The sequence below is a fragment of the Desulfovibrio sp. X2 genome, from assembly GCF_000422205.1.
In the GTDB taxonomy this organism is placed as follows: Bacteria; Desulfobacterota; Desulfovibrionia; order Desulfovibrionales; family Desulfovibrionaceae; genus Alkalidesulfovibrio.
In genome coordinates this window covers 18,017-38,242 of record NZ_ATHV01000022.1, presented here as the reverse complement: position 1 = coordinate 38,242, position 20,226 = coordinate 18,017, and the positions used below count along the sequence as shown (strand labels likewise).

Genomic DNA, 20,226 nt, shown 5'->3' with positions numbered 1-20,226 from the left:
GGGTTTTTTCCACAGGCGACCTCGCGCCAGGAACCTCTTAACATATAGGACAAATGCTGCCCGAGTAAAGGGTCATTCGCCCCCCTTCCCGGCCGAATCGCTCGATCACCAGTCCGCCGTCCCCCGCAAGGCCCGCCAGCCGTCCCTCCACGCGTTCTGCACCATCTTCCACCACGACCCTTTTCCCCTTGAAGGCAAGACGTTCGTTCAGCGTTTCAAGCAGCTTCCCCGTCGATCCTTCGGCGGTTGCCATGGAAAGAATGGGAACCATCCCGGAAAGTGTTGCCAGCCAAAGTCTGAGCGGGCCGAAGCCTTCAGGCATACCCGGCATCAAAGCGGGGGGAAGGGCATGGCCGAGACGCAGGGCCGAGGCAGGAGGCAGATGGACGAGGTTCATGCCGATGCCTGCGATCATCCGCCCCGCGCGCTCCTCGACGAGAATGCCGCCGACCTTGCCCTCGTGCGTGACCAAGTCGTTGGGCCACTTCACTTGCGTGGCCGCTCCCAGCCGCTCGAGCGCCAAGCTGGCCGCGAGCCCCACGAGCAGCGAGGCCACGTCGGCGGCTTCCGACGGCAGGAGCGGCAGGGCAAGGCTGACGTAGAGGTTGCCCGGCGGCGAATGCCAGCCGCGGCGAAGCTGCCCCCTGCCCTGCTCCTGGCTGGCGGCGACGAGGCTCGAGAAGGGGGGCATATCCCCTGCCTGCGCGAGCCTCCACGCCTCGTCCATGGTCGAGGAGCAGGCGGGCAGGACGCGCACCGGACCGGACGGGGAGGCAGCCTCGGCCGCCTGTCCGCAAGGGTGCGTGCGCCACGGACCGAGGGCGGCGACGTCCGCCGCCCAGGACGGGTGCATCCCGGCCAGAGTGCCGGGTTCGTGGGGAGACAGGATGCAGATGAGAGGCCGTGCGCCGATGCTGTCCGTAATTCCCTGCCTTCGGCCCGGCTATTCGCCCTGCGCGCCGTTTTCGGGCGCGAAGTCGAACCCCTGCCGCTCGTTCAGCAGCTTCTTGATGTGCCGGGCCAGGATGGTGATGTCCGGTTTCGAAATCTGGTCGTCCGCTCCGACGGCAAGCCCCTTGTGGCGCAGCCTGTCGGTGATCAGGGAGGAGAAGAGGATGACCGGCAGCGTGCCCAGCACGGGATCGTCCTTGATGCGCTTGCACAGGTTGTGGCCGTCCATGATCGGCATCTCGATATCCGAGACAACGATATTGAGGAGATCGGTCAGGGGGCGCTGTTCCTGCTCGGCTTGGTGCTTGAACGCTTCCAAACGGTCCCAGGCGTCTTTGCCGTTGCTCGTCTGCACCACCTCGAAACCGACCTTCTCCAGGCCGCGCGACAAGGTGCGGCGTATCATGGAGGAGTCGTCGCTGATCAGCACGCGCACGGGCCGCGCGGCGACACGCCCCTCCTCGGCCTCCTCGGACTTGTCCAGACGGAAGGTCAGGTTGGGGTTCAGATCGGCGATGATCTTCTCCATGTCCAGGATGAGGATGATGCGGTCGTCGAACTTGACTACGCCGGTGATGCTCGATCCGGTGTAGCGGACGAGGTTGTCGTCGGGCGGCTCGATCTGGGTCCAGCTCAGGCGGTGGATGCGGTTGACCCCGGAAACCAGGAAGGCGTTGATGACGTTGTTGAACTCGGTGACGACCACCTTCTGGGCCTCGCTCTCCTGCATCCTCTTGCCGAGCCAGAGCGAGAGATCCACCAGGGGGATGATGCGCGAGCGCAGGTTGAAGGCCCCCTTGACGCAGGGGTGCGGCTGGTTGGGCATGGCCGTGACCTGCGGCTTCCTGATGATCTCCAACACCTTGGCGACGTTCACCCCGTAGTGGCCCGTGTAGACCTTGCCGTCGCTGCCCACCTCGTCGATGAAGAACTCGACGATCTCCAGTTCGTTCGTGCCCGATTCGAGCAAAATGTTGGTCTGGCTCATTGCCCCATCCCGATCGTAAGAGGTCGTCCCGCGTCTGCCGCCCTTCTGTCAAAAAAAACGCGGAAAGGAAACACGCGAAATGGCCCTTCGTGCCCGGCCGTCCGGGTCTTGCCCCCACTTCGATCAGCAACCATACCCGCGCAAGGCACGGCAAGACTATTAGAATCTCGTTTCACTCCCACCCTTCCGGAATATTTCATATTCCGACACAAGAGCCCAACCGGGCAGACAGTTTCGAATAGCGCCCGCTTATACGCAAAAAACGGCGCGCGCGCATTGCTCCAGAAACGGAAATCGGTTAAGAGCGCTCGAATCCCGCAGAAAACGCACGGGAAGCGGCCCCAAAACGCCTGCGAGGCACAAAACCGTCCCTGTCCGCGATTTCTGCGCGCGGCAGGATGCGAGCTCCCGGCCCGCATCCCCCTAAAGGACGACGCATGAAGCTGACATTTCTCGGAAGCGGCTCGGCCTTCACCACGGACGGCAACTACCACTCCAACATCCTGGTGGAGAGAGACGGACGCCGCCTGCTCCTGGACTGCGGCTCGGATGCCCGGCTGTCCCTGAACGAGATCGGGCTCGGCTACCGCGACGTGGAGGCCGTGTTCGTAAGCCACTTGCACGCAGACCACGCAGGCGGCCTGGAATGGCTCGGCTTCACCTCCCACTTCGATTCCGCTTGCGAACGGCCCGATCTCTATGTCAGCGCCGACATGGCGGACGCGCTCTGGAAGAACACCCTGTCCGGCGGCATGGGCTCGCTCGGCGGCGGCAGGGCCGATCTGAACACCTTCTTCAAGCTGCACCGCGTTCCCCGGGGCGGCTTCTTCCTCTGGAACGGCTGCAGGTTCCAGCTCGTGCAGACCGTGCACGTCAACAACGGTCACGCCCTGAGCCCCTGCTACGGACTGTTCTTCAGGGCGGGCCGCCGCACCGTGTTCCTGAGCGGCGACACGAGCTTCATGCCCGAACAGCGCATGGGCCTGTGCGAGCAGGCCGACGTCGTCTTCCACGACTGCGAGACGTCCGCCGCGGCCTCCGGAGTGCACCCGCGCTACGCGGAACTGTGCGGCCTGCCGGAGGCGGTCCGGGCGAAGACATGGCTCTACCACGTCAATCCCGGCCCCCTGCCGGACGCCCGCGCGGACGGATTCGCCGGGATCGTGGGCAAGGGGCAGTCCTTCGATTTCCCCGAAAGCTGACTCCATCCCCTGATCCCCGGCGATCGGGAACGGTTCCTTATCAAGCCGGTTTTCTCAGGCCAACCGGCTCATGCCAGAACGATGCGCGGACAGAGCGCCCGCTTGGGCGTGAAGCTTTCCATGGGCAGGAGCCCCGCGGGATTGAGCCCGAGACGCTTGCGCAGGTATGACGAGGCGGACTTGCGGATCAGGGCGTCTGGCTGGAAGTCCGGAATGCACAAAAGCTCGCCCCAGTTCGTCAGGCACACGGACCAGACCTCGCGCAGCTCCTTGACCTCGCGCGGTACGGCGAGGTTGAGGATGAAGAAGGCCTTCTCCACACGTTCTTCGTCCAGGTAGTTCGCGCTGTCCACGGCGAAATCCTCGGGCGGGAAGAATTCCGTCAGGCTCGCGAGCAGGGTCTTGACGTCCTCGATGGCGAAGGGCGCGATGGTCGCATCCCCCTGCAGGGGGATGCTGTCCACATAGAGCCCGTTGGCCGCGGTCCAGACCAGCAGCGCGGACGGGTCCTCGGAGCGCCGCAGAAGCTCCCATTCGTCGGTGCCGTACGACTTGCCCCGAAGCAGCCACTTGGTCTTGCGCCCCGGCGCCTTCTCCGCGGTGAAACGCATCTCGCGGAATGTCCGCTTGGAGAGCTTGAGGAAGGGGATGCGCTCCACCTTGTGGTCGCGCCGCGCGAAGCTGGCCATGATGCGGCGCCCGAGCTTGGTCATGTCCTGCGGCGTGATGCGCGAGGCCAGGAGCGATTCCCCGTCGGAAAGCCGCGAGCGGATGCGGCCGTACGTGTCGATCATGAACTTGTTGACCAGGGCGCCCATCTTGACGCTCTTGCCGAAGCTCCAGCCGCCGGGCCCGGCCGCGCCGAGCTCCTTCTCGCCCAGGGAGCCGCCGAAAGCGGGCAACAGGGCGCTCACCTCGGCGTAGACCTCCTCACGCCGCGAGCCGGGCTGGGCCTTGCCGGGCTGCGAGAAGCGCTCCATGAAGGCTTCGCGCAACAGGTAAAGGGCCTCGATGTCCTTGAGCCCGGTATAGTAGCCGCGCACCCGCGCAAAGAGCGCCAGATAGGGATCGCGCTCGACCGCATTCGTGCGGCCGCGCAGGATGTTCTCCTTGAGCGTCTCGCACAAAAGCTCGGCCGCCGCGCCCGTGCCCCGCGCGTACTGCTCCAGCAGGCCGAACTTCATGACCGACTTGAAGGGGCTTTTCATGGCCTTGACGATCTGCCACAGGCAGGCGCCGAAAAATTCCTCGGGCGGGATGTCCTCCAAAGGGCCGAGGTCGACCACCCGGTCCTGCTCGAGCAGGGGATGGCGCAACGCGGTGGGCAGGCGCTCGCGGTAGGCCGCGGAGCCGAGTCCCGGCGGCATGAGCCACCAGGCCGGGATGCGGCCGCCGAGCACCAGGCAGGTGCGGTAGAACTCGTCCTTGAGCAGCAGGGCCTGGGCCGAGCCCGAACTCTCCTCGTCGCTCTTGCCGAAACGGTTCGCACGCACGTCGTCCAGGGACATGAGAAAAAAATGCGTCTCCAGCCCGAAGCGCTCCTCGGCCCAGCGCTCGAGCGCGGCCAGCTTGGCCTTGAGCCCCTGCCGATCGGCCGCCGCAACCTCGTTGCCGTCCACGCAGACCCAGCAGTCCAGGTCGGATTTGGAAGTCTGGGCCAGGGTGCCCAGGCTGCCCATTGCGTAGATGCCCTCGATGCGAAGACCTGCAGGCGGATCCTTGCCCTCGGGCACCACGTCCGGGAAGTGCCTGCGCAGCAGCTCGGCCTGCTCCAGGGACGGCAGGAAGTTGTCGACCTGGCAGGTCGGCACCCCCGAAAGCCCCCTGGCGGTCTCGAAGACGTCCGTGTGCAGCAGCAGGGGCAGGAGATGGACGAATTCGCCCTGCTCGGGCGTCATGACCTCGCAGGCCCAGGAGAGCCGGTCGGCGTTGGCCGCGCGCATGGCCAACTCGAGGAGCGCCATGTCCCGGTGCCTGGCCCAGGCCGCAAGAAGGCCCTCCATGAAGTCCCGCCCGGACGGCGCGAGGAGTCCCGACGGAGGGGCCTCGGGCTCGCCCTGGGACGTGAGTCGCGAGGCGGCCTCGCGAAGGGTGGACTCGGCAAGCTCCATGAAGGCCGAAACGTCGGTCTTGCAACGCACGGCGCGCGCCCCGGCGAGCCGCGAGGCGACCACCGTGCAGGCAAGGAAGGAACAGGACTCGAACTCGGCCCCCTGGACATCGCAGTCTTCGAAACGGACGCCCATGAAGGCGCTCTCGAGCCCGAGCACGGCCGCAAGCCCGCAGTCCTCGAAGAGACAGGTAAAGAGACGGCAGCGGCGCATCTGGGCGCCCCCCGCCTGCGAGCCCCGCAGGCTCACGTCGGAAAGCCTGCAGCCGTCGAGTCTCGTTCCGCCCAGGTGGCATTGCAGGAGCTGACCAGCGGCGATTCTGCCGCCGTGCAGCACGGCGTCGCTGAAGTCGCAGGCCCTGAAGTCGCAGTCGAGGAACGTGCAGCCGTGCAGCCAGGCTTTCCTGAACGAAACGCCGCTGAAGGTGCAGCGCTTGAACACCGACTTCCTAAATGTCGCGGCTGAGCAGTCCACATTGGCGAAGGACGCGGACTCGAAATGCACGTTCACGAGGACCGCTCCGGCAAGACGGCAGTCGCGGAAGCTCCGCCCGGAGAGCGAGACGTCCGAGAGCGTGCTGCCCGCGAAATCCTCGCCGATGATGGCTCCGCGAGTCACGGATCGCCTGAGGTCGCTCTTGCCACGGCCGAAAAGGCGCGAGAAGAAGCCGGCATTCACCTGCTCAGCGCCCTGCCTGGGCGGCGCCACCTTGCCGAAACGCTCCGCGAGGGGCGTGAAGGCGCCTCGTTTCATCTGCCGCAGAAAGAACTTCTCCGCTGCCGCCATGTCGTCCGGCGAAAGGCTGTTCGCAAGCCCCACCTCGCGACGCTTGAGACAGGCCAGGCAGAACTCCGGGGCCAGACGAGATAGGGACAGGAAGAGATAGAGCGCCACCTTGTCGCGCTCGCCCTGCTCGAACTGCCCGAGGAAATCCGCGGCTTCCCGCTCTCCCAGGAGCAGCGCCTGGTGTCCGAGCGCCCGCCGAAGCGCCGGAATGCGCAAAAAGAAACGCCCGAGGGCCTCGCCGGTCTTGCTCCAGCCGAGCCGCAGCAGCGCGTCTGCAGCCTGGACGGCGAGGGCCTCGTCCCCGCCTGCGAGCAGCCCCACCAGAATCTTGAGCAACCCCGCATCATCACGCGAACCGAACGTGCCCGCCAGGGCGACGAGCTCACCGGTCCATCGTCCGGGCCGGTCGGCCGCGGCCTGGACATGGGCGAGCACGCCCTGCTCGTCCTCGAGCAGCCGCAGCGCGGCCAAGGCGCGCGGCTCTCCCGGATGCTCGCTCGCAAAGGAAGGACGGGTGCGCAGCCACTCTCCGAAAGCTCCGCGCTGCAGGGCCTGCCGGAGAGGCCAGGCGATCCGCTCACCTTCGGCTGCAAGGTCGCCGAGAAAATCGAGGATTTCCTCTTCGCGCATGTCTCGCAGATGGGCCACCAGGGAAGAGGAGAACTCCTGCACAGCGGAGCCGCCCGCAGCCGATTCAGTGGAAAGGAAGAAGGCGTTGCCCAGATGCAGCCGGGCCCGCAAGGGCAGCTGCTCAAGAAGCGCCGTCAGCTGCGGCCAGGGCAGCGGAGCCTCGGACACGAGGTGCAGGGCCAGCCGCCGCCCGTGCGCCCCCAGGCGCAGAAGCAGTCCCAGGACGTCCGCGAGACTCCCCATCTCCCGGGGCAGCATGCCCGGCAGGGCCAGGGAGACCGCAAGATCGAACGCCGTGCGCAAGGCCTCCGCATCGCCTTGCCCGCCTGGAGCACCGTCCTTGGCCAAGCGCAGCAGAGCCGTGTGCAGCTTCGGGGCGGACGGGCCGTCGGAGGGGATGCAGCCCTCGCGGAAACGAACGGCAAGGGTTGCCACGGTGTCGGGTGCGGACTGCATGGTCTCCTGCGTCATCCTCGGGCAACGATCCGGCACCGCCCTGCCCTCGGACAAGGAAAGAGGCGGCGCCAAAAGCAATTTCTATAACAATTCGCGGCGACGGGAAAGCCGGGACCGGCGGGCTCCGCCTGCTGGCCTCGGCAGGCCGGGCCAGGATAGCGCGCCAGCACTTCGGGCACCCGGACCCTCAGCCCTGGGGACGCGCGGCCCTCACAGCCGCCAGCAGGCCGGGCACCTGTGCGGCATGGCTGTCGTACAGATCACGCAGATGCTGTTCAAGAGTGCCTCGGAACCGCTCGAACGGAGGCAGCGCGGGCAGTTCGGGGATGTCCTGGGCCTTAAGGGACACGGGCGAAAAGGCCATGGAGCTGTCCAGGCCGCAATTCTCGTCCTGCAGCGGCCCGCCGGCAAGGTCGCGCCGTCCCTGAGCCTCGGGATCCATGTTGCGCACCACGCGCAGGGCGCAGGTCGGTCCCTGGTAGGTGTTGACCGTCGCCACGCGTTCGTTGATGCGCTCCGCCTCCTGGGCGAGCATGGCATAGTTGGGCGTGAGGGCCTTGCGGCCCGGACGCTTGGGATCGTCGTACCAGGTGCCGTGCCGATAGTCCTCGATCCCGGCGAGCAGGAGCGCGTAGGCGTCCTCGACGAGTCCCAGGTAGCGCCCGAAGCGCGTCCAGGCAAAGGGAACCCGCAGATCGGCCAGAATCCCGCTTGCGTCCGGCTCCTCGAGCCGCCCGGCCAGCTGCAGAAAGACTTCGGCGTCGACGCCGAGCGTTTGGTAGAAGCCCCGGGCGCCGTCCGCGCCGAAGAGAACGGCCTGAAGCCCGGCCGCGCGCCCTGCAAGGAGCTCGAGCCTTCCGCGGAGCTTTCCTGCCAGCTCCTGCCAATGGGCGATCGAGTCTTCGAGCTCGCGTCGCGCGCCGAAGAAGGTTTCGGCCATCTCGGCCGTCACCTCGTCGCGCAATGCGTCCGCGTAGTCCTCGAACTCCTTGCCCATGACGTCTCCCGGCTTGGGAAAAGCCGCCGGATGGCGGCTCCATTGCAATCTTGTAGCTCCGCCGGGGGAAACAATCAATCGCGGCTAGAACGAGGAAGTGCCGAAGACGCCGCTCATGGCCAGGAGCGCGGTGGCGGCGGCCAGCAGGCCGTAGGCGCGCTTCCAGCGCACGGCCAGGATGCCGCCGAGGCTCGCCGCCAGCCACATGTGCACCCAGCCGATGTCGAACGGCGAGGTCACGTCGCGCCACATGGGAAGGAGCGCGGGCATGACGGCGTAGAGCGCGGCCAGGGCCAGGCCGAAGCAGGCGAGGGAGCCAATCGCCATCTCCGCCAGGGCGCGGTAGACGATCCGCTCGGGCGCGAAGCCCTCGCCGAGGTGGCGGGCGTCGTGCACCAGGGAGTTGTAGTGGCGGTTCTGCCAGGAGCGCAGGAGCTGCTCCAGCTTCGCCCCGAGGGGGCCGAGCGGCATGGCCACGATGATGCAGAGCAGCGCGTCCTGCGGCGCGTGCAGGCCGAAGGCCGAGGCCAGGCCGAGCGCGGCGCAGGTCGAAGCCACGAGATGGGGCGGGATGAAGGTCCCTGCGGGAAAGAGGTCTATCCAGAGCAGCTCGAAGAAGACGGCGACGCCGAGCGAGGTCTTGGCGTGACCCGAGATGGCGGCCCAGAGCAGCCCGATGACCAGCGGCCGCTCAAGGAAGCCCGTGTTCAGGCCGAAGCGGAAGAACGAGAAAAGGACAAAAAAAAAGCCGTGACGAGATACCAGGGAATCTCGGAATACATGGCGATCACCACCGTTTCTTCACCTGTACGGGGTCGTTGGGCACGCAGCGGTAGTCGAGGGCCACGTGTTCGGCCGAGAAGAACCCGAGACAGCTTTCGTCCTCGCTGCTCACGGCCACGTGCGCGCAGATCTGCTTCTTGCCGGGAGAGTAATGGAGGTTGCCGATGTTGATGCTCGAAAAGTGCAGCCCCGCCTCATAGGCCCTGCGGGCGTCGATGCAGGTGGCGAAGAGGACCATCACGTCGGGCGCGCTGCTGCTGCCGGAAAGGCTCGCCACCAGATCGGGCAGCGCCTGCACCCGCGCGAAATGGAGCGAGATGTCCTCGGGGATGGCCAAGGCCATGATCTCCTGGCGCAGGCCGTCCTCGGCGAGTTCATCGTTGGCCACGACCAGGGTCTCCGCTCCGGTGAAGGGGAGCCAGGCCTCGATGATCTGGCCATGCACGAGACGGTTATCGATACGCACCCAGAACATCTTCAGCTCGCGGCGATCTTTTTGCGCAGCACCTCGCCGGCCACGACGATGCCCTGCACGCCTGCGTTCTTGGCCAGCCCGGCCATCTCCTGCGGCGTCTGGCCGCGGTGCTGCAGGACCTTGATGAGCATGGGCAGGTTTACGCCGGTGATGACCTCCACCTTGCCGGCGGTGAGCAGGGACAGGGAGAGGTTGGTGGGGGTGCCGCCGAACATGTCGGTGAGGATGAGAACGCCGTTGCCGCCGTCCAGCTCCTTGATGCACTCCTTGATCGCGCCGACCGTGGCGCCCACGTCCGAACTGGCGTCCACGCCGATGCTCGCAAGGCGCGGCTGGTCTCCGACGATGAACTTGGCCGCATCGATGAGCGCCTTTCCGTAGTCGGCATGGGTCACCAGCAGTATGCCGGTGATCTTGTTCGTCGCGCTGTCCGCCATGTTGACCCGTTCCCGGGGCGCTCAGGCCCGATCGATGTGACGGTGCTCGAGGGTCACCGCGTAGTTCTTTGCCTTCAGTTCCTTGAACAACCGCTCCGCCACGGCCACCGAACGGTGATGCCCGCCCGTGCAGCCGATGGCGATGGTCAGCCTGAAACGTCCCTCGCGCGAATAGAGCGGCACCAGATAGTCCATGAAGCCGAGGAAACGCTGCAGGAACTCGCGCCCCGTGGGGTTGTCCAGGACGTAGGCGGCCACTTCGGGATCCTTGCCGGTGAGGGGCTTGAGTTCGGCGTCGAAATACGGATTCGGCAGGAAGCGGAGGTCGAACATCAGGTCCGCTTCCTTGGGCGCCGCGTACTTGAAGCCGAAGGAGATGATGTGGATGCGCAAGCCGCGCGGCCCCTCGTTCAGAAAGGCCCATTTCCCCTGGAGCGTCCGTCTCAGATCATGGATGGAATACTGGGTGGTGTCAATCACCAGGCCCGCGGAGGCGCGCAAAGGCTCGAGAAGTTTGCGTTCCTCCTCCAGGGCACGCTCGAGCCCCAGGTCCTCGGATTCCAGAGGATGGGGACGCCGCGTCTCGTGGTAGCGCCTGAGCAGCTCCTGCTGGTCGGCTTCCAGGAAGATCACCTGCACGCCGACGTTTTCCGCGGCGAGCTCGGCAAGCGCCTCTTCCCAGTCCTTCAGAAAGTCGTGCTGGCGTATGTCCAGCCCCAGGGCGAGGCCTTTGGTGCGGCGGTCGGCCTGCCCCTTGTAGAGGGAGGCCAGCTTGGGCAGCATCGCGGCAGGGAGGCCGTCCACGCAGAAGAAGCCCATGTCTTCGAAGACGCGCAACGCCGTGCTCTTCCCGGCCCCGGAAAGACCGGTCAGGACGACGATGGCGAAAGCCGGCTCCGCGTGCATCAGAAGCCTCCTGCGCTGCGCGCTGCACCATGGTCGGCGCGCGGTGCCATTCTTCCCTTGTTCGTATTCCCGGGCCGTATTCCCGGGCGGCTCGGCCCGAGGCCCGTCCGCACGACGAGATGCTCCCTAGACGCCCTGCAGCAGCGCAAGCAAGCTTTCCTTGTCCGAAGCGGACAGGAAGGCCTTCTTGAATTCAGAATCCTTGAGCAGGCGCGAGATGTGGGCAAGGACGCGCAGGTGCTGCCCGGCCGCCTCTTCCGGCGCAAGGACGAGAAAAAAGATCTGGCAGGGCCTGTGGTCGAGGGCATCGAAGTCGATGCCCTCGCAGCAGCGCGCCGCCACGAGGACGATGTCGGAGAGCCCTTCGATCTTGCCGTGGGGGATGGCGATGCCGTCCCCGATTCCCGTGGTCCCGAGCCGTTCGCGCTCCAGAAGGACGCTGACGGCGCGTTCCCGATCGATGTCCGGATGCGTGCGTGCCAGGGGCTCGACCATCTCGGCGAGGACAGCTTCCTTGCTCCTCGCCGAGAGGTCGGGCAGCACAAGCCCGGGGTTCAGATAATCACCGAGTTTCATGCCGTTCGCCGTGTCGCCTAGAGGCCGGGATCGATGATGCCGAAGTTGCCGTCCCTGCGCCGGTAGACAACGTTCACCCGCTCGGTCTCAGCGTTGCGGAAGACCAGGAACTCGTAGTCCAGGGTCTCGAGCTGCATGGCGGCCTCCTCGATGTCCATGGGCTTCGGGCTGAAGCTGTCGGTGGCCACGATGCTCTTGGATTTGTCCTCGCCCTCGCCCACGAAGCTGAAGACCTCGTGACGCACGGACTTGTCCGCGGTCTTGGCCGCACGCTTGCTCTTCTGCTTCTCGCGGATGCGCTTCATCTGGGCCACGATCTTGTCCACGACGAGATCGATGGCCGAGTACATGTCGTCCGCGGACTCGTTGGCCGAAAGGTGCAGGTTGTCGTCGGAGACGATGACTTCGACCATCTGGCGGATCTTCTCCACCGAGAGGTTCACCTGAACCTCGGCGGCATCGTGGTTGGCAAGATATTTCTCAAGCTTCTCGAAGCGCTTCTCCGCATAGTCCTTGAGGTGGTCGGAAGGATCGAAGTTCTTGAAGTTGAAGGCAATGTTCATATGCTCGCTCCTTGTTCGGGGGCTTTAGAAAATCTGCTTGCGCTTGCTCGACGAGGGAATGTTGAGCGCCGTGCGGTACTTGGCCACCGTGCGGCGCGCGATGTTGACCTGCAGCTTGTCCTTCAGGATGTCCACGATCCGTTCGTCGGACAGGGGCTGCTTCGCGTCTTCCTCGCCGATGAGCTGCTTGATGAGCGCCTTGACGCTCTCCGAGCCGACCTCGCTTCCGTCGTCCAGGCTCAGGGCGGAGTTGAAGAAGAACTTGAGCTCGAAGATGCCGTGCGGCGTGGCCACGTACTTGTTGGTCGTGATGCGGCTGACGGTGGATTCGTGCATCCCGATGTCGTCGGCCACGTCCTTGAGGATCAAGGGACGCAGGTGGGTCACGCCTTCTTCGAAGAAGTCCCGCTGAAAGCGGACGATGCTCTCGATGACCTTGTAGAGCGTGCGCTGGCGCTGATAGAGGCTCTTCATCAGCCACACGGCCGAGCGCACCTTCTCCTGGAAGTAGTCCTTGTCCTTGCCCTTCCCGCCCTGCAGGCTGTCCATGTACAGGGAGTTGAGCTGCAGCCTGGGCAGCCCGTCCTCGTTGAGCACGATGACGAAGTTGTCGTCGAACTTGTACACGTACGCGTCCGGAGAGACGTACATGGGCTCGCCCGAGCCGAAGCTCGAGCCGGGCATGGGATCGAGCGTCTGGATGATGTCCAGGTATTCCCGGAGTTCCTCCAGGGAGATCTTGAATTTGCGGGCAAGCGGCTTGTAGCGCTTCTTCTCCAGGTCCTCCAGATGGTCGGAAACCAGGGAGAGCAGGATCGGATCGTCGTAGCCGTAGACGTCGAGCTGGACCAGCAGGCATTCGCGCGGGTCCCTGGCGGCCACGCCCACCGGGTCGAAGCGCTGCACGCGCAGGAGCACCGACTCCACCGCCTCCGGAGTGCTCCCGGTGACGTGGGCGATCTCGTCGACCGTGGAGGAAAGATAGCCGGAGGAGTTGAGGTTGCCGATGATGTTCTCGGCGATCTCCTTCTCCTCTTCGGTGAAATTCGAGAGGCGGGTCTGCCAGGCCAGATGCCCATCGAGGGACGGCTTGGCCGTGAGGCGGGCTTCGAAGGAGAGCCCCTCGTCGAGGGCCTCGTGCTCGCGCATCTGGGACTGGCGGGAGGCGCTGGCGAAGTCGCCCAGGTAGTTGTCCCAGTCCGCTTCGCGCTGCAGACTCTTCTCGTCGGAGGGCATCTCGTGGACGACGCCCTCGGCCTCCGCAGGCTGGGCGTTCTCAGGGGACTCGCGCTCGCTCTCCGCTTCCTCGAAGCCTTCCTCGAGAAACGGATTTTCCAGCAACTCCTGCTGCACGGTCTCCATCAGCTCGAGCCGGGAGAGCTGCAAGAGCTTGATGGCCTGCTGCAGCTGGGGGGTCATCACCAGCTGTTGCGAAAGCTTGAGCTGCTGTCTGAGTTCGAGCGCCATGCGTCCTAGCTCGCGCGGAGCCCGAGGGCACTACCGCGCAGTGGCAAAAGTCCGGCCAGGGAATGACCCGTTTCCACCCCATGCGGAAACGCGCCAGAAATACCGCCCCAAACATTCATGGGGCCGATACATCCCGTGCTGGAAATATGCCACACTCGGCAAGGTGTTGCAACGGATCAAGTCTTGAACGGCGAGCTTTTCTGAGGCATTGGCACGAAAATTCCATCAGAGGCAGAATTCCTCACCGAGGTACACCTTCCGCGCTCGCGGGTTGGCCGCGATCTCTTGCGGAGTGCCGGTCAGGATGATCGTGCCCTCGAAGACGATGGAGGCGCGATCGCAGATGGACAGGGTCTCGCGCACGTTGTGGTCGGAGATGAGGATGCCGATGCCCTTGTCCTTGAGCCCCCGGATGATCTCCTTGATGTCGTCCACGGCCAGAGGGTCGATGCCCGCGAAGGGCTCGTCGAGGAGGATGAACTTGGGGCTCCTGATGAGCGCCCGCGCGATCTCGAGCCTGCGTCGCTCGCCGCCGGAGAGGTGCACGGCGCGGGAGTTCTCGAGCCTCGTGATGCCGAGTTCCTCGAGGAGCGCGTCGCAGCGCGCGCGCTGCTCCTTGCGCGAGAGTCCGGTGTGCTCGAGGATGATCTCCATGTTCTGGCGCACGGTGAGCTTCTTGAAGATGGAGCTCTCCTGCGGCAGGTAGGACAATCCGGCGCGGGCGCGCAGGTGCAGCGGCCAGTGCGTCAGCTCCGTGTCGTCCAGAAAGACCTTCCCCTCGGTCGGCTTGATGACCCCGAGCAGCATGTAGAAGGTCGTCGTCTTGCCTGCGCCGTTGGGCCCAAGAATGCCGAAGACCTCGTTCTGGTCCAGGCCGAGATCAACGCCCTTGACCACTTCCCGCTGGCCGTACTGCTTGCGCAATCCCCGCGCTTCGAGCCTGCTGACCATGGGCTACTGCTTCTCCGGCGCGGCGCCGTCGGCGGGCTTCGCGGCATCGGGCGCCTTGGAGTCTCCGGACGGCTTGGCGGTGGGACTCAGGGATTCCTGCTTGGTGAAGAAGGTGGCCTCCACCTGCTTCTTGCCGCCTAGGACCTCGCTGCGGTTGGTCTGCGTGTAGAATTTGATGACCTCGCCGGTGACCTTGTTGCGTCCGTCCAGGATCACGGGGTTGTCCTCCATGACCAGAAGCCCCTCCTCCACGTGGAAGGTGGCCTTGCCGCAGAAGCCTTGCCTGCCTTGCTGCTGCATGCGCACGTTGCCCACGGCGACCACGCTCTTGATCTTGGCGTCCTTTTTCCCGCCCAGGGGGGACTGCGGCGCGGCCGGGGGCTCGACCGCCTGCTTGCCCTTGGCGGGCTCGGGCTCGCTGGGCTCGAGGTAGGCCGTCAGGCGGTCGGACCAGAGCTGCATCTCGCCGCGGGTCACGTGCACGTGGCCCTCGAAGACCACGCTGTCCCGGTCCTGGCTGTAGGTCAGCCTGTCGGCCGTTATGTGCGTGGGGATGTCCTTGCCCTGCTCGCCCCGCAGGGACGAGGGGACGGCGTTGCCCTGCGCCGAGGCGAGGGGCGCAGGCACGGCGGCGACGAGAGCCGCCAGCATGAAGAGCACGAGGCGCATACGCGTCATTTCTTGGACTCCGGGGCCGGTTTGGCGGCCGGGGATTTGCGGGCGATCACGACCCGCACGCCCTCCGAGGCGATGATATCCCTGTTGGTGAGGTCGATCTCGAGCTTGGGCCCGGTCATGACCATGTCTTCCTTCTGCACCACGACGTCGCCGCTGATCAGGATGCGTCTGGTCTTGCCCTGATAGTCGAGACGGTCGCCGGTGACGACGACCTGCCCGTAAACGGCCTTGACCTTCGGCGTCAAGACCATGGTGTTGTTCGTCTGGTCCACCTCGCCTTGCGGGGCCTCGATGCGGACCGTGCCGCCGTCCGCGGCGTGGTAGGTGATCACCGGATTGGTCAGGACCACTGTCCCCTTGCCGCTCTTGTAGGCGGCGCTGTCCGCGGTGAGGTCCCACAGGAGCTCCCCGGCCTCGCCCTGGGAGAGGGTGACGCCCTTCGCGGAGACGTCGATGTTGACGTCCTTGGGGAGCTGGCGGGCGACCTCGCGGGCCATGTCGATCTCGGTGCGGAAGAAAGACCAGCCCCACAGACCGGCGCCCACCAGGACGGCCAGAGCGAGAAGCGCGATGGACAGCTTGCGTCCCATCACTCGCTCCAGGCCCGCCACATCTCCTCGTATTTGCCCTGGGCTCGGAGAATGAAGGAGATGGCCTCGCGCACGGCCCCTTGGCCGCCGGGCTTTTCGGAGATCCAGGCCGCGAGGGTCTTGATCTCGGGCTGGGCGTTGGCCACGGCCATGGGCATGCCGACGGCGCGAAGCGGCTTGGCGTCGATCCAGTCGTCGCCGAGATAGGCGACCTCATCGAAGGTCAGTCCCTTGCGCTCGACGAGCTCGGTGAGGAACGGCATCTTTTCCAGATGCCCTCCGGAATAGTCGGTGATGCCGAGCTCGCGCACCCTGGCCGCCACGGCCGGCTGGTCGAGCCCCGTGATCACGGCGAAGGTGAGCCCCTCGCGCTGGGCCAGCTTGATGCCCAGGCCGTCCTGGACGTTGAAGCGTTTCAGTATCCTGCCCTCAGCATCGTAGTAGATTCCGGCATCCGTGAGCACTCCGTCCACGTCCAGAACCATCAAGCGCACCTTGCGGGCGCGTTCCTCAGGAGATGGCACTCGGGAGCCTCCAGATGGCAAGAAGATCAGTAAGCAGGGGAAGGAGTTTGTCCAGGGGCCAGGAGTTGGGGCCGTCGCACAGGGCCTTGTCCGGGTTCGGATGAACCTCCAGGAAGACGCCGCCGGCCCCCGCGGCCACGGCAGCCCGGGCCAGCGTAGGCACGTGCTCGCGCTGGCCGCCGGAGCACTGCCCCTGCCCGCCCGGCAGCTGCACGGAGTGGGTGGCGTCGAAGACCACCGGGTGGCCGAAGGCCTTCATGATCGGGATGGAGCGGAAATCCACCACGAGGTTGTTGTACCCGAAGCTCGCGCCGCGCTCGGTGAGCCAGATGCGCTCGGTACCGGCCTCGCGCAGCTTGCCCACGGCGTTTCGCATGTCCCAGGGCGCCAGGAACTGGCCCTTCTTGACGTTGACCACCTTGCCGGTGGCCGCGGCGGCCACGAGCAGGTCGGTCTGACGGCAGAGGAAGGCCGGAATCTGGAGCACGTCCGCGACCTCGGCCACCGGCGCGGCCTGCTCGGGGAGGTGGATGTCCGTGATCACGGGAAGCCCCGAGGTCTCGCGCGCCTCGGCCAGCCACTCGAGGCCCTGCTTCATGCCGGGCCCGCGGTAGCTCTTCACCGAGGTGCGGTTGGCCTTGTCGAAGGAGCTCTTGAAGATCACGCGCAGCCCCAGGCGCGCGGCGGCCTCGGCCACGGCGGCCGAGGCCTCGAGCACCAGGGAGCGGCTCTCCAGGACACAGGGACCCGCGATGACGAAGGGCGCCTCGCGGCTCCCGGCGTAGAGCTCGTCCGGAGTGGGCAGCCTGGTCGTGGTCATGCGCAACGTCCCGTCTGCCGCCTACTTGCGGCCCTTCTTGCAGGTCTTGGCGGCCTTGATGAACTCCCGGAAGAGCGGATGGGGGCGCATGGGCCGGGACTTGAACTCGGGATGGAACTGGCAGCCCAGGAACCAGGGATGGTCCTTCAGCTCGACGATCTCGGCCAGCTCGCCGTTGGGCGACATGCCGGAGAAGACGTAGCCGTGCTTCTCCATGTCGGGCAGATACTTCTGGTTGAACTCGTAGCGGTGGCGATGGCGCTCGTGGATGGACTCCTCGGCGTAGGCCTCGAAGGCCTTGGTGCCCTTCACGACCACGCAGGGGTAGCTGCCCAGGCGCATGGTGCCGCCGAGGTCGGAGTTCTTGTCGCGCTTCTCCACGCACTGGCTGCGGAAGTCGAACCACTCGGTCATCAGGTAGATGATCGGCTCCTGGGTCAGGGGGTCGAACTCCTCGGAGTCGGCCTTCTCGACGCCGAGCACGTTGCGCCCCGCCTCGATGCAGGCGCACTGCATGCCCAGGCAGATGCCGAAGAAGGGAACCTTGTTCTCGCGGGCGTGGCGGATGGCCTCGATCTTGCCCGGGATGCCGCGGGAGCCGAAGCCGCCGGGCACGAGCACGCCGTCGCATCCGGCGAGCGCCTTCTTGACGTTGGCCGGGGTGACTTCCTCGGAGTTGACGTACTTCAGGTTGACCTTGACGTCGTTGGCCACGCCGCCGTGGATGAGGGCCTCGTGCAGGCTCTTGTAGGCCTCCTTCAGGTCCACGTACTTGCCCACGATGGCGATGGTGACCTCGCCGCGCGGGTTGTCGAGCTTGTGGGTCAGGGTCTCCCAGGCGGTCAGGTCGGCGTTCTTGGCGGGCAGCCGCAGCATGATGGCGATCTTCTGGTCAACGCCCTCGGTGTAGAACTTGAGCGGCACCTTGTAGATGTTGTCCACGTCCACGGCGGAGAACACGGCGTCGGAGTCCACGTTGCAGAAGAGCGCGATCTTGCGCTTGATGTCGGCGTCGAGCTCCATCTCGGAGCGGCAGAGGATGATGTCGGGCTGGATGCCGATGCTGCGCAGCTCCTTGACGCTGTGCTGGGTGGGCTTGGTCTTCAGCTCGCCCGCGGCGCGCATGTAGGGCACCAGCGTCAGGTGGATGTAGAGGCAGTTCTCCTTGCCCAGGTCCGTGCGCATCTGGCGGATGGCCTCGAGGAAGGGCTGGCCTTCGATGTCGCCCACGGTGCCGCCGATCTCGATCAGGGCCACGTCCTCGTCCGTGACCACGGAGAGGATGGCGCGCTTGATCTCGTCGGTGATGTGCGGGATGACCTGGACCGTGCCCCCAAGGTAGTCGCCGCGGCGCTCCTTCTGGATGACGCGGTGGTAGATGGAGCCGGAGGTGAAGTTGTTCTTCTGGGTCATGAAGACGTCGATGTAGCGCTCGTAGTGCCCCAGATCGAGGTCGGTCTCGGCTCCGTCCTCCGTGACGTAGACCTCGCCGTGCTGGAAGGGATTCATGGTCCCCGGGTCCACGTTGATGTAGGGGTCGAGCTTCTGAATGGTGCACTTCAGGCCACGGGCCTTCAGCAGGGCGGCGATGGACGCGCCGGCTAGGCCCTTGCCCAGGGACGACAGCACTCCGCCGGTAATGAAAATGAACTTGGTCTTCATGCGGCTCCTCATACCTTGAAATACGTGCGAAATTTCTCGCCCACACGGCGATCCGGCGGATTGTATTCGGCTGGACGCGGCTTGAAAAGGGCTTTTTCACGCAAAGAGCGCCACGCCCGGCAACTCACGGTTGACGCCGCCTGCGCCTCCCCTTATGGTGCGCCCGGGCATGCAATGCTAGAATGCGGAAAATGCCCTCCCCGACAGGAGAACCCCCTTTGAGCCAGGTCAATACACTCGTCATCACCGGCTACGGCACCAACTGCCACAAGGAATCCGCCCACGCGGCGAAACTGTGCGGCAGCGACAGCGCGGACGTGGTCTTCTTCTCGGATCTGCGCGCGGGCCGGGTGAAGCTTGCGAACTACAACTTCCTCATCTTCCCCGGCGGCTTCCTCGACGGCGACGACCTGGGTGCGGCCCAGGCCGCGGCGTTGCGCTGGCGCTACATGGCCTCGGGCGACGGTGCGCTGATCCTCGACCAGCTCAAGTCCTTCTTCGAGGACGGCGGCCTGATCCTCGGCATCTGCAACGGCTTCCAGCTCCTGGCCAAGCTCGGGCTCCTGCCCGCGCTCGGCGGCCGCTACTTCGAGCGCACCATCTCGCTGTCCAACAACGACTCCGCGCGCTTCGAGGACCGCTGGGTGTGGCTCAAGTCCAACCCCGAGAGCCCCTGCGTCTTCACCAAGGGCATAGACCGCCTCTACCTGCCCGTGCGCCACGGTGAGGGCAAGGTGGTCTTCGAGGACGATGCGGCCATGGCCGCGGTCACGGACGCGGGCCTCGTGGCGCTGCAGTACGTGCACCCGGAGACGGGCGACCCCACGCAGGAGTATCCCTACAATCCGAACGGCTCGCCGCTCGGCATCGCCGGGCTGACCGATCCTTCGGGCCGCATCCTGGGGCTCATGCCCCACCCCGAGGCCTTCAACCACCCGACCAACCATCCCAACTGGACGCGCGGCGCGAGCGATCCCCTGGGCATCAGCCTCATCGAGGCAGGCATCCGCCACCTCAAGGACTCCTGATTGGCCGACGAGCCCGCTGCGCCGCTCCCCTCCCTGCCTCCAGGCCGGTCCTCGTTCGAGGATCTCATGGACCTGGCGATCACGGAGGCGCGGCGCGGCGCGGGCCTGGGCGAGGTGCCTGTCGGCGCGGTCCTGGTCGGTCCTGACGGCGCGATCATGGCGAAGGCCTGCAACGCCCCCATTTCCGAAAACGACCCCACGGCCCACGCGGAAGTGCGCGCCCTGCGCGCCGCCGCGGCCGCGCTCGGCAACTACCGCCTGCCCGGCACCACCCTGGTGGTCACGCTTGAGCCCTGCGTCATGTGCCTGGGCGCGCTGGTCCACGCGCGCGTGGAGAGTGTGGTCTTCGGCGCGCCGGATCCCAAGACCGGCGCCTTCGGCTCGCAGCTCGACGGTCCGGCCCTGCCCTTCTTCAACCACCGTTTGAAAGTCCTCGGCGGCGTGCGGGCCGAAGCCTGCGGCGCGCTCCTGCGCGACTTCTTCCGCGCCCGGCGCGACTAGCCATCCCGCAGCGATGGTCCCCGGTCATGGGCTCACATGAGCACCGGGGCACTCAAACCGGCGCGCGCACCGCGCACCAGCGCGGCAGTGCGCGCCGACCATGCCCGGCTCCCATCTGCCGCGCCGCACTCCGAAAACAGGCAC

The 20,226-nt window shown here is 65.9% G+C and carries 20 protein-coding genes; 3 read left to right on the top strand and 17 right to left on the bottom strand.

Annotated elements, in window-relative coordinates:
• Positions 1-37: 37 nt before the first annotated feature.
• Entirely contained in the window at positions 38-853 is an 816-nt protein-coding gene (locus DSX2_RS08635) for a biotin--[acetyl-CoA-carboxylase] ligase (protein ID WP_052014738.1), read from the bottom strand.
• Between the two features lie 90 nt (positions 854-943).
• Positions 944-1,939 (bottom strand): chemotaxis protein, encoded by a 996-nt coding sequence (locus DSX2_RS08630; RefSeq protein WP_020879791.1) that lies wholly within the window; start codon positions 1,937-1,939, stop codon positions 944-946.
• Positions 1,940-2,376: 437 nt separating this feature from the next.
• Between DSX2_RS08630 and DSX2_RS08625 the strand changes: the two genes are divergently transcribed.
• On the top strand, positions 2,377-3,141 hold the full coding sequence (locus DSX2_RS08625) for an MBL fold metallo-hydrolase (RefSeq protein ID WP_020879790.1): 765 nt from the start codon (positions 2,377-2,379) through the stop codon (positions 3,139-3,141).
• Between the two features lie 68 nt (positions 3,142-3,209).
• On the opposite strand, the gene DSX2_RS08620 is transcribed toward DSX2_RS08625, so the two are convergent.
• The 15 genes from DSX2_RS08620 to DSX2_RS08550 all read right to left on the bottom strand — a co-directional run bounded on the left by DSX2_RS08620 (position 3,210) and on the right by DSX2_RS08550 (position 18,553).
• Entirely contained in the window at positions 3,210-7,124 is a 3,915-nt protein-coding gene (locus DSX2_RS08620; protein WP_020879789.1) for a class I adenylate cyclase, read from the bottom strand.
• 187 nt (positions 7,125-7,311) lie between these two features.
• Entirely contained in the window at positions 7,312-8,121 is an 810-nt protein-coding gene (locus DSX2_RS08615; RefSeq protein ID WP_020879788.1) for a hypothetical protein, read from the bottom strand.
• A gap of 84 nt (positions 8,122-8,205) precedes the next feature.
• On the bottom strand, positions 8,206-8,886 hold the full coding sequence (locus DSX2_RS08610; RefSeq protein WP_035041496.1) for a PTS sugar transporter subunit IIC: 681 nt from the start codon (positions 8,884-8,886) through the stop codon (positions 8,206-8,208).
• Positions 8,887-8,908: 22 nt separating this feature from the next.
• Complete coding sequence (locus DSX2_RS08605) at positions 8,909-9,379, bottom strand: PTS sugar transporter subunit IIB (RefSeq protein ID WP_020879786.1); 471 nt, start codon at positions 9,377-9,379, stop codon at positions 8,909-8,911.
• 2 nt (positions 9,380-9,381) lie between these two features.
• A complete protein-coding gene (locus DSX2_RS08600) occupies positions 9,382-9,816 on the bottom strand; it encodes a PTS sugar transporter subunit IIA (protein ID WP_020879785.1) in 435 nt (144 codons plus the stop codon).
• A 21-nt stretch (positions 9,817-9,837) separates the two neighbouring features.
• A complete protein-coding gene (gene rapZ / locus DSX2_RS08595; protein WP_020879784.1) occupies positions 9,838-10,722 on the bottom strand; it encodes an RNase adapter RapZ in 885 nt (294 codons plus the stop codon).
• Between the two features lie 126 nt (positions 10,723-10,848).
• Entirely contained in the window at positions 10,849-11,298 is a 450-nt protein-coding gene (locus tag DSX2_RS08590) for a PTS sugar transporter subunit IIA (protein WP_020879783.1), read from the bottom strand.
• 17 nt (positions 11,299-11,315) lie between these two features.
• Complete coding sequence (gene raiA, locus DSX2_RS08585; RefSeq protein WP_020879782.1) at positions 11,316-11,861, bottom strand: ribosome-associated translation inhibitor RaiA; 546 nt, start codon at positions 11,859-11,861, stop codon at positions 11,316-11,318.
• A gap of 24 nt (positions 11,862-11,885) precedes the next feature.
• Positions 11,886-13,328 (bottom strand): RNA polymerase factor sigma-54, encoded by a 1,443-nt coding sequence (rpoN, locus tag DSX2_RS08580; RefSeq protein ID WP_020879781.1) that lies wholly within the window; start codon positions 13,326-13,328, stop codon positions 11,886-11,888.
• Positions 13,329-13,553: 225 nt separating this feature from the next.
• The gene (lptB, locus tag DSX2_RS08575) at positions 13,554-14,279 is read right to left on the bottom strand and encodes an LPS export ABC transporter ATP-binding protein (RefSeq protein WP_020879780.1); all 726 of its coding nucleotides are present in this window, start codon (positions 14,277-14,279) and stop codon (positions 13,554-13,556) included.
• 3 nt (positions 14,280-14,282) lie between these two features.
• The gene (locus DSX2_RS08570) at positions 14,283-14,957 is read right to left on the bottom strand and encodes an LptA/OstA family protein (protein ID WP_020879779.1); all 675 of its coding nucleotides are present in this window, start codon (positions 14,955-14,957) and stop codon (positions 14,283-14,285) included.
• Positions 14,954-15,547, bottom strand: coding sequence for an LPS export ABC transporter periplasmic protein LptC (lptC, locus tag DSX2_RS08565; RefSeq protein ID WP_020879778.1), 594 nt, complete (start codon positions 15,545-15,547; stop codon positions 14,954-14,956). Before lptC ends, DSX2_RS08570 begins: the two co-directional genes overlap by 4 nt.
• Positions 15,547-16,032, bottom strand: a complete 486-nt coding sequence (locus DSX2_RS08560; RefSeq protein ID WP_020879777.1) for an HAD family hydrolase — start codon at positions 16,030-16,032, stop codon at positions 15,547-15,549. The genes lptC and DSX2_RS08560 overlap by 1 nt, the downstream gene beginning before the upstream one ends.
• A 25-nt stretch (positions 16,033-16,057) precedes the next feature.
• Positions 16,058-16,891, bottom strand: coding sequence for a 3-deoxy-8-phosphooctulonate synthase (gene kdsA, locus DSX2_RS08555; protein ID WP_020879776.1), 834 nt, complete (start codon positions 16,889-16,891; stop codon positions 16,058-16,060).
• Between the two features lie 21 nt (positions 16,892-16,912).
• Entirely contained in the window at positions 16,913-18,553 is a 1,641-nt protein-coding gene (locus DSX2_RS08550) for a CTP synthase (protein ID WP_020879775.1), read from the bottom strand.
• A 218-nt stretch (positions 18,554-18,771) separates the two neighbouring features.
• On the opposite strand from DSX2_RS08550, the gene DSX2_RS08545 reads away from it, so the two are divergent.
• Both DSX2_RS08545 and tadA read left to right on the top strand, forming a co-directional pair.
• Complete coding sequence (locus DSX2_RS08545) at positions 18,772-19,581, top strand: phosphoribosylformylglycinamidine synthase subunit PurQ (RefSeq protein ID WP_020879774.1); 810 nt, start codon at positions 18,772-18,774, stop codon at positions 19,579-19,581.
• 66 nt (positions 19,582-19,647) lie between these two features.
• Positions 19,648-20,082 carry a tRNA adenosine(34) deaminase TadA gene (gene tadA, locus DSX2_RS08540; protein ID WP_020879773.1) on the top strand — a complete coding sequence of 145 codons (435 nt, stop codon included), beginning with the start codon at positions 19,648-19,650 and terminating at the stop codon, positions 20,080-20,082.
• Positions 20,083-20,226 lie beyond the last annotated feature (144 nt).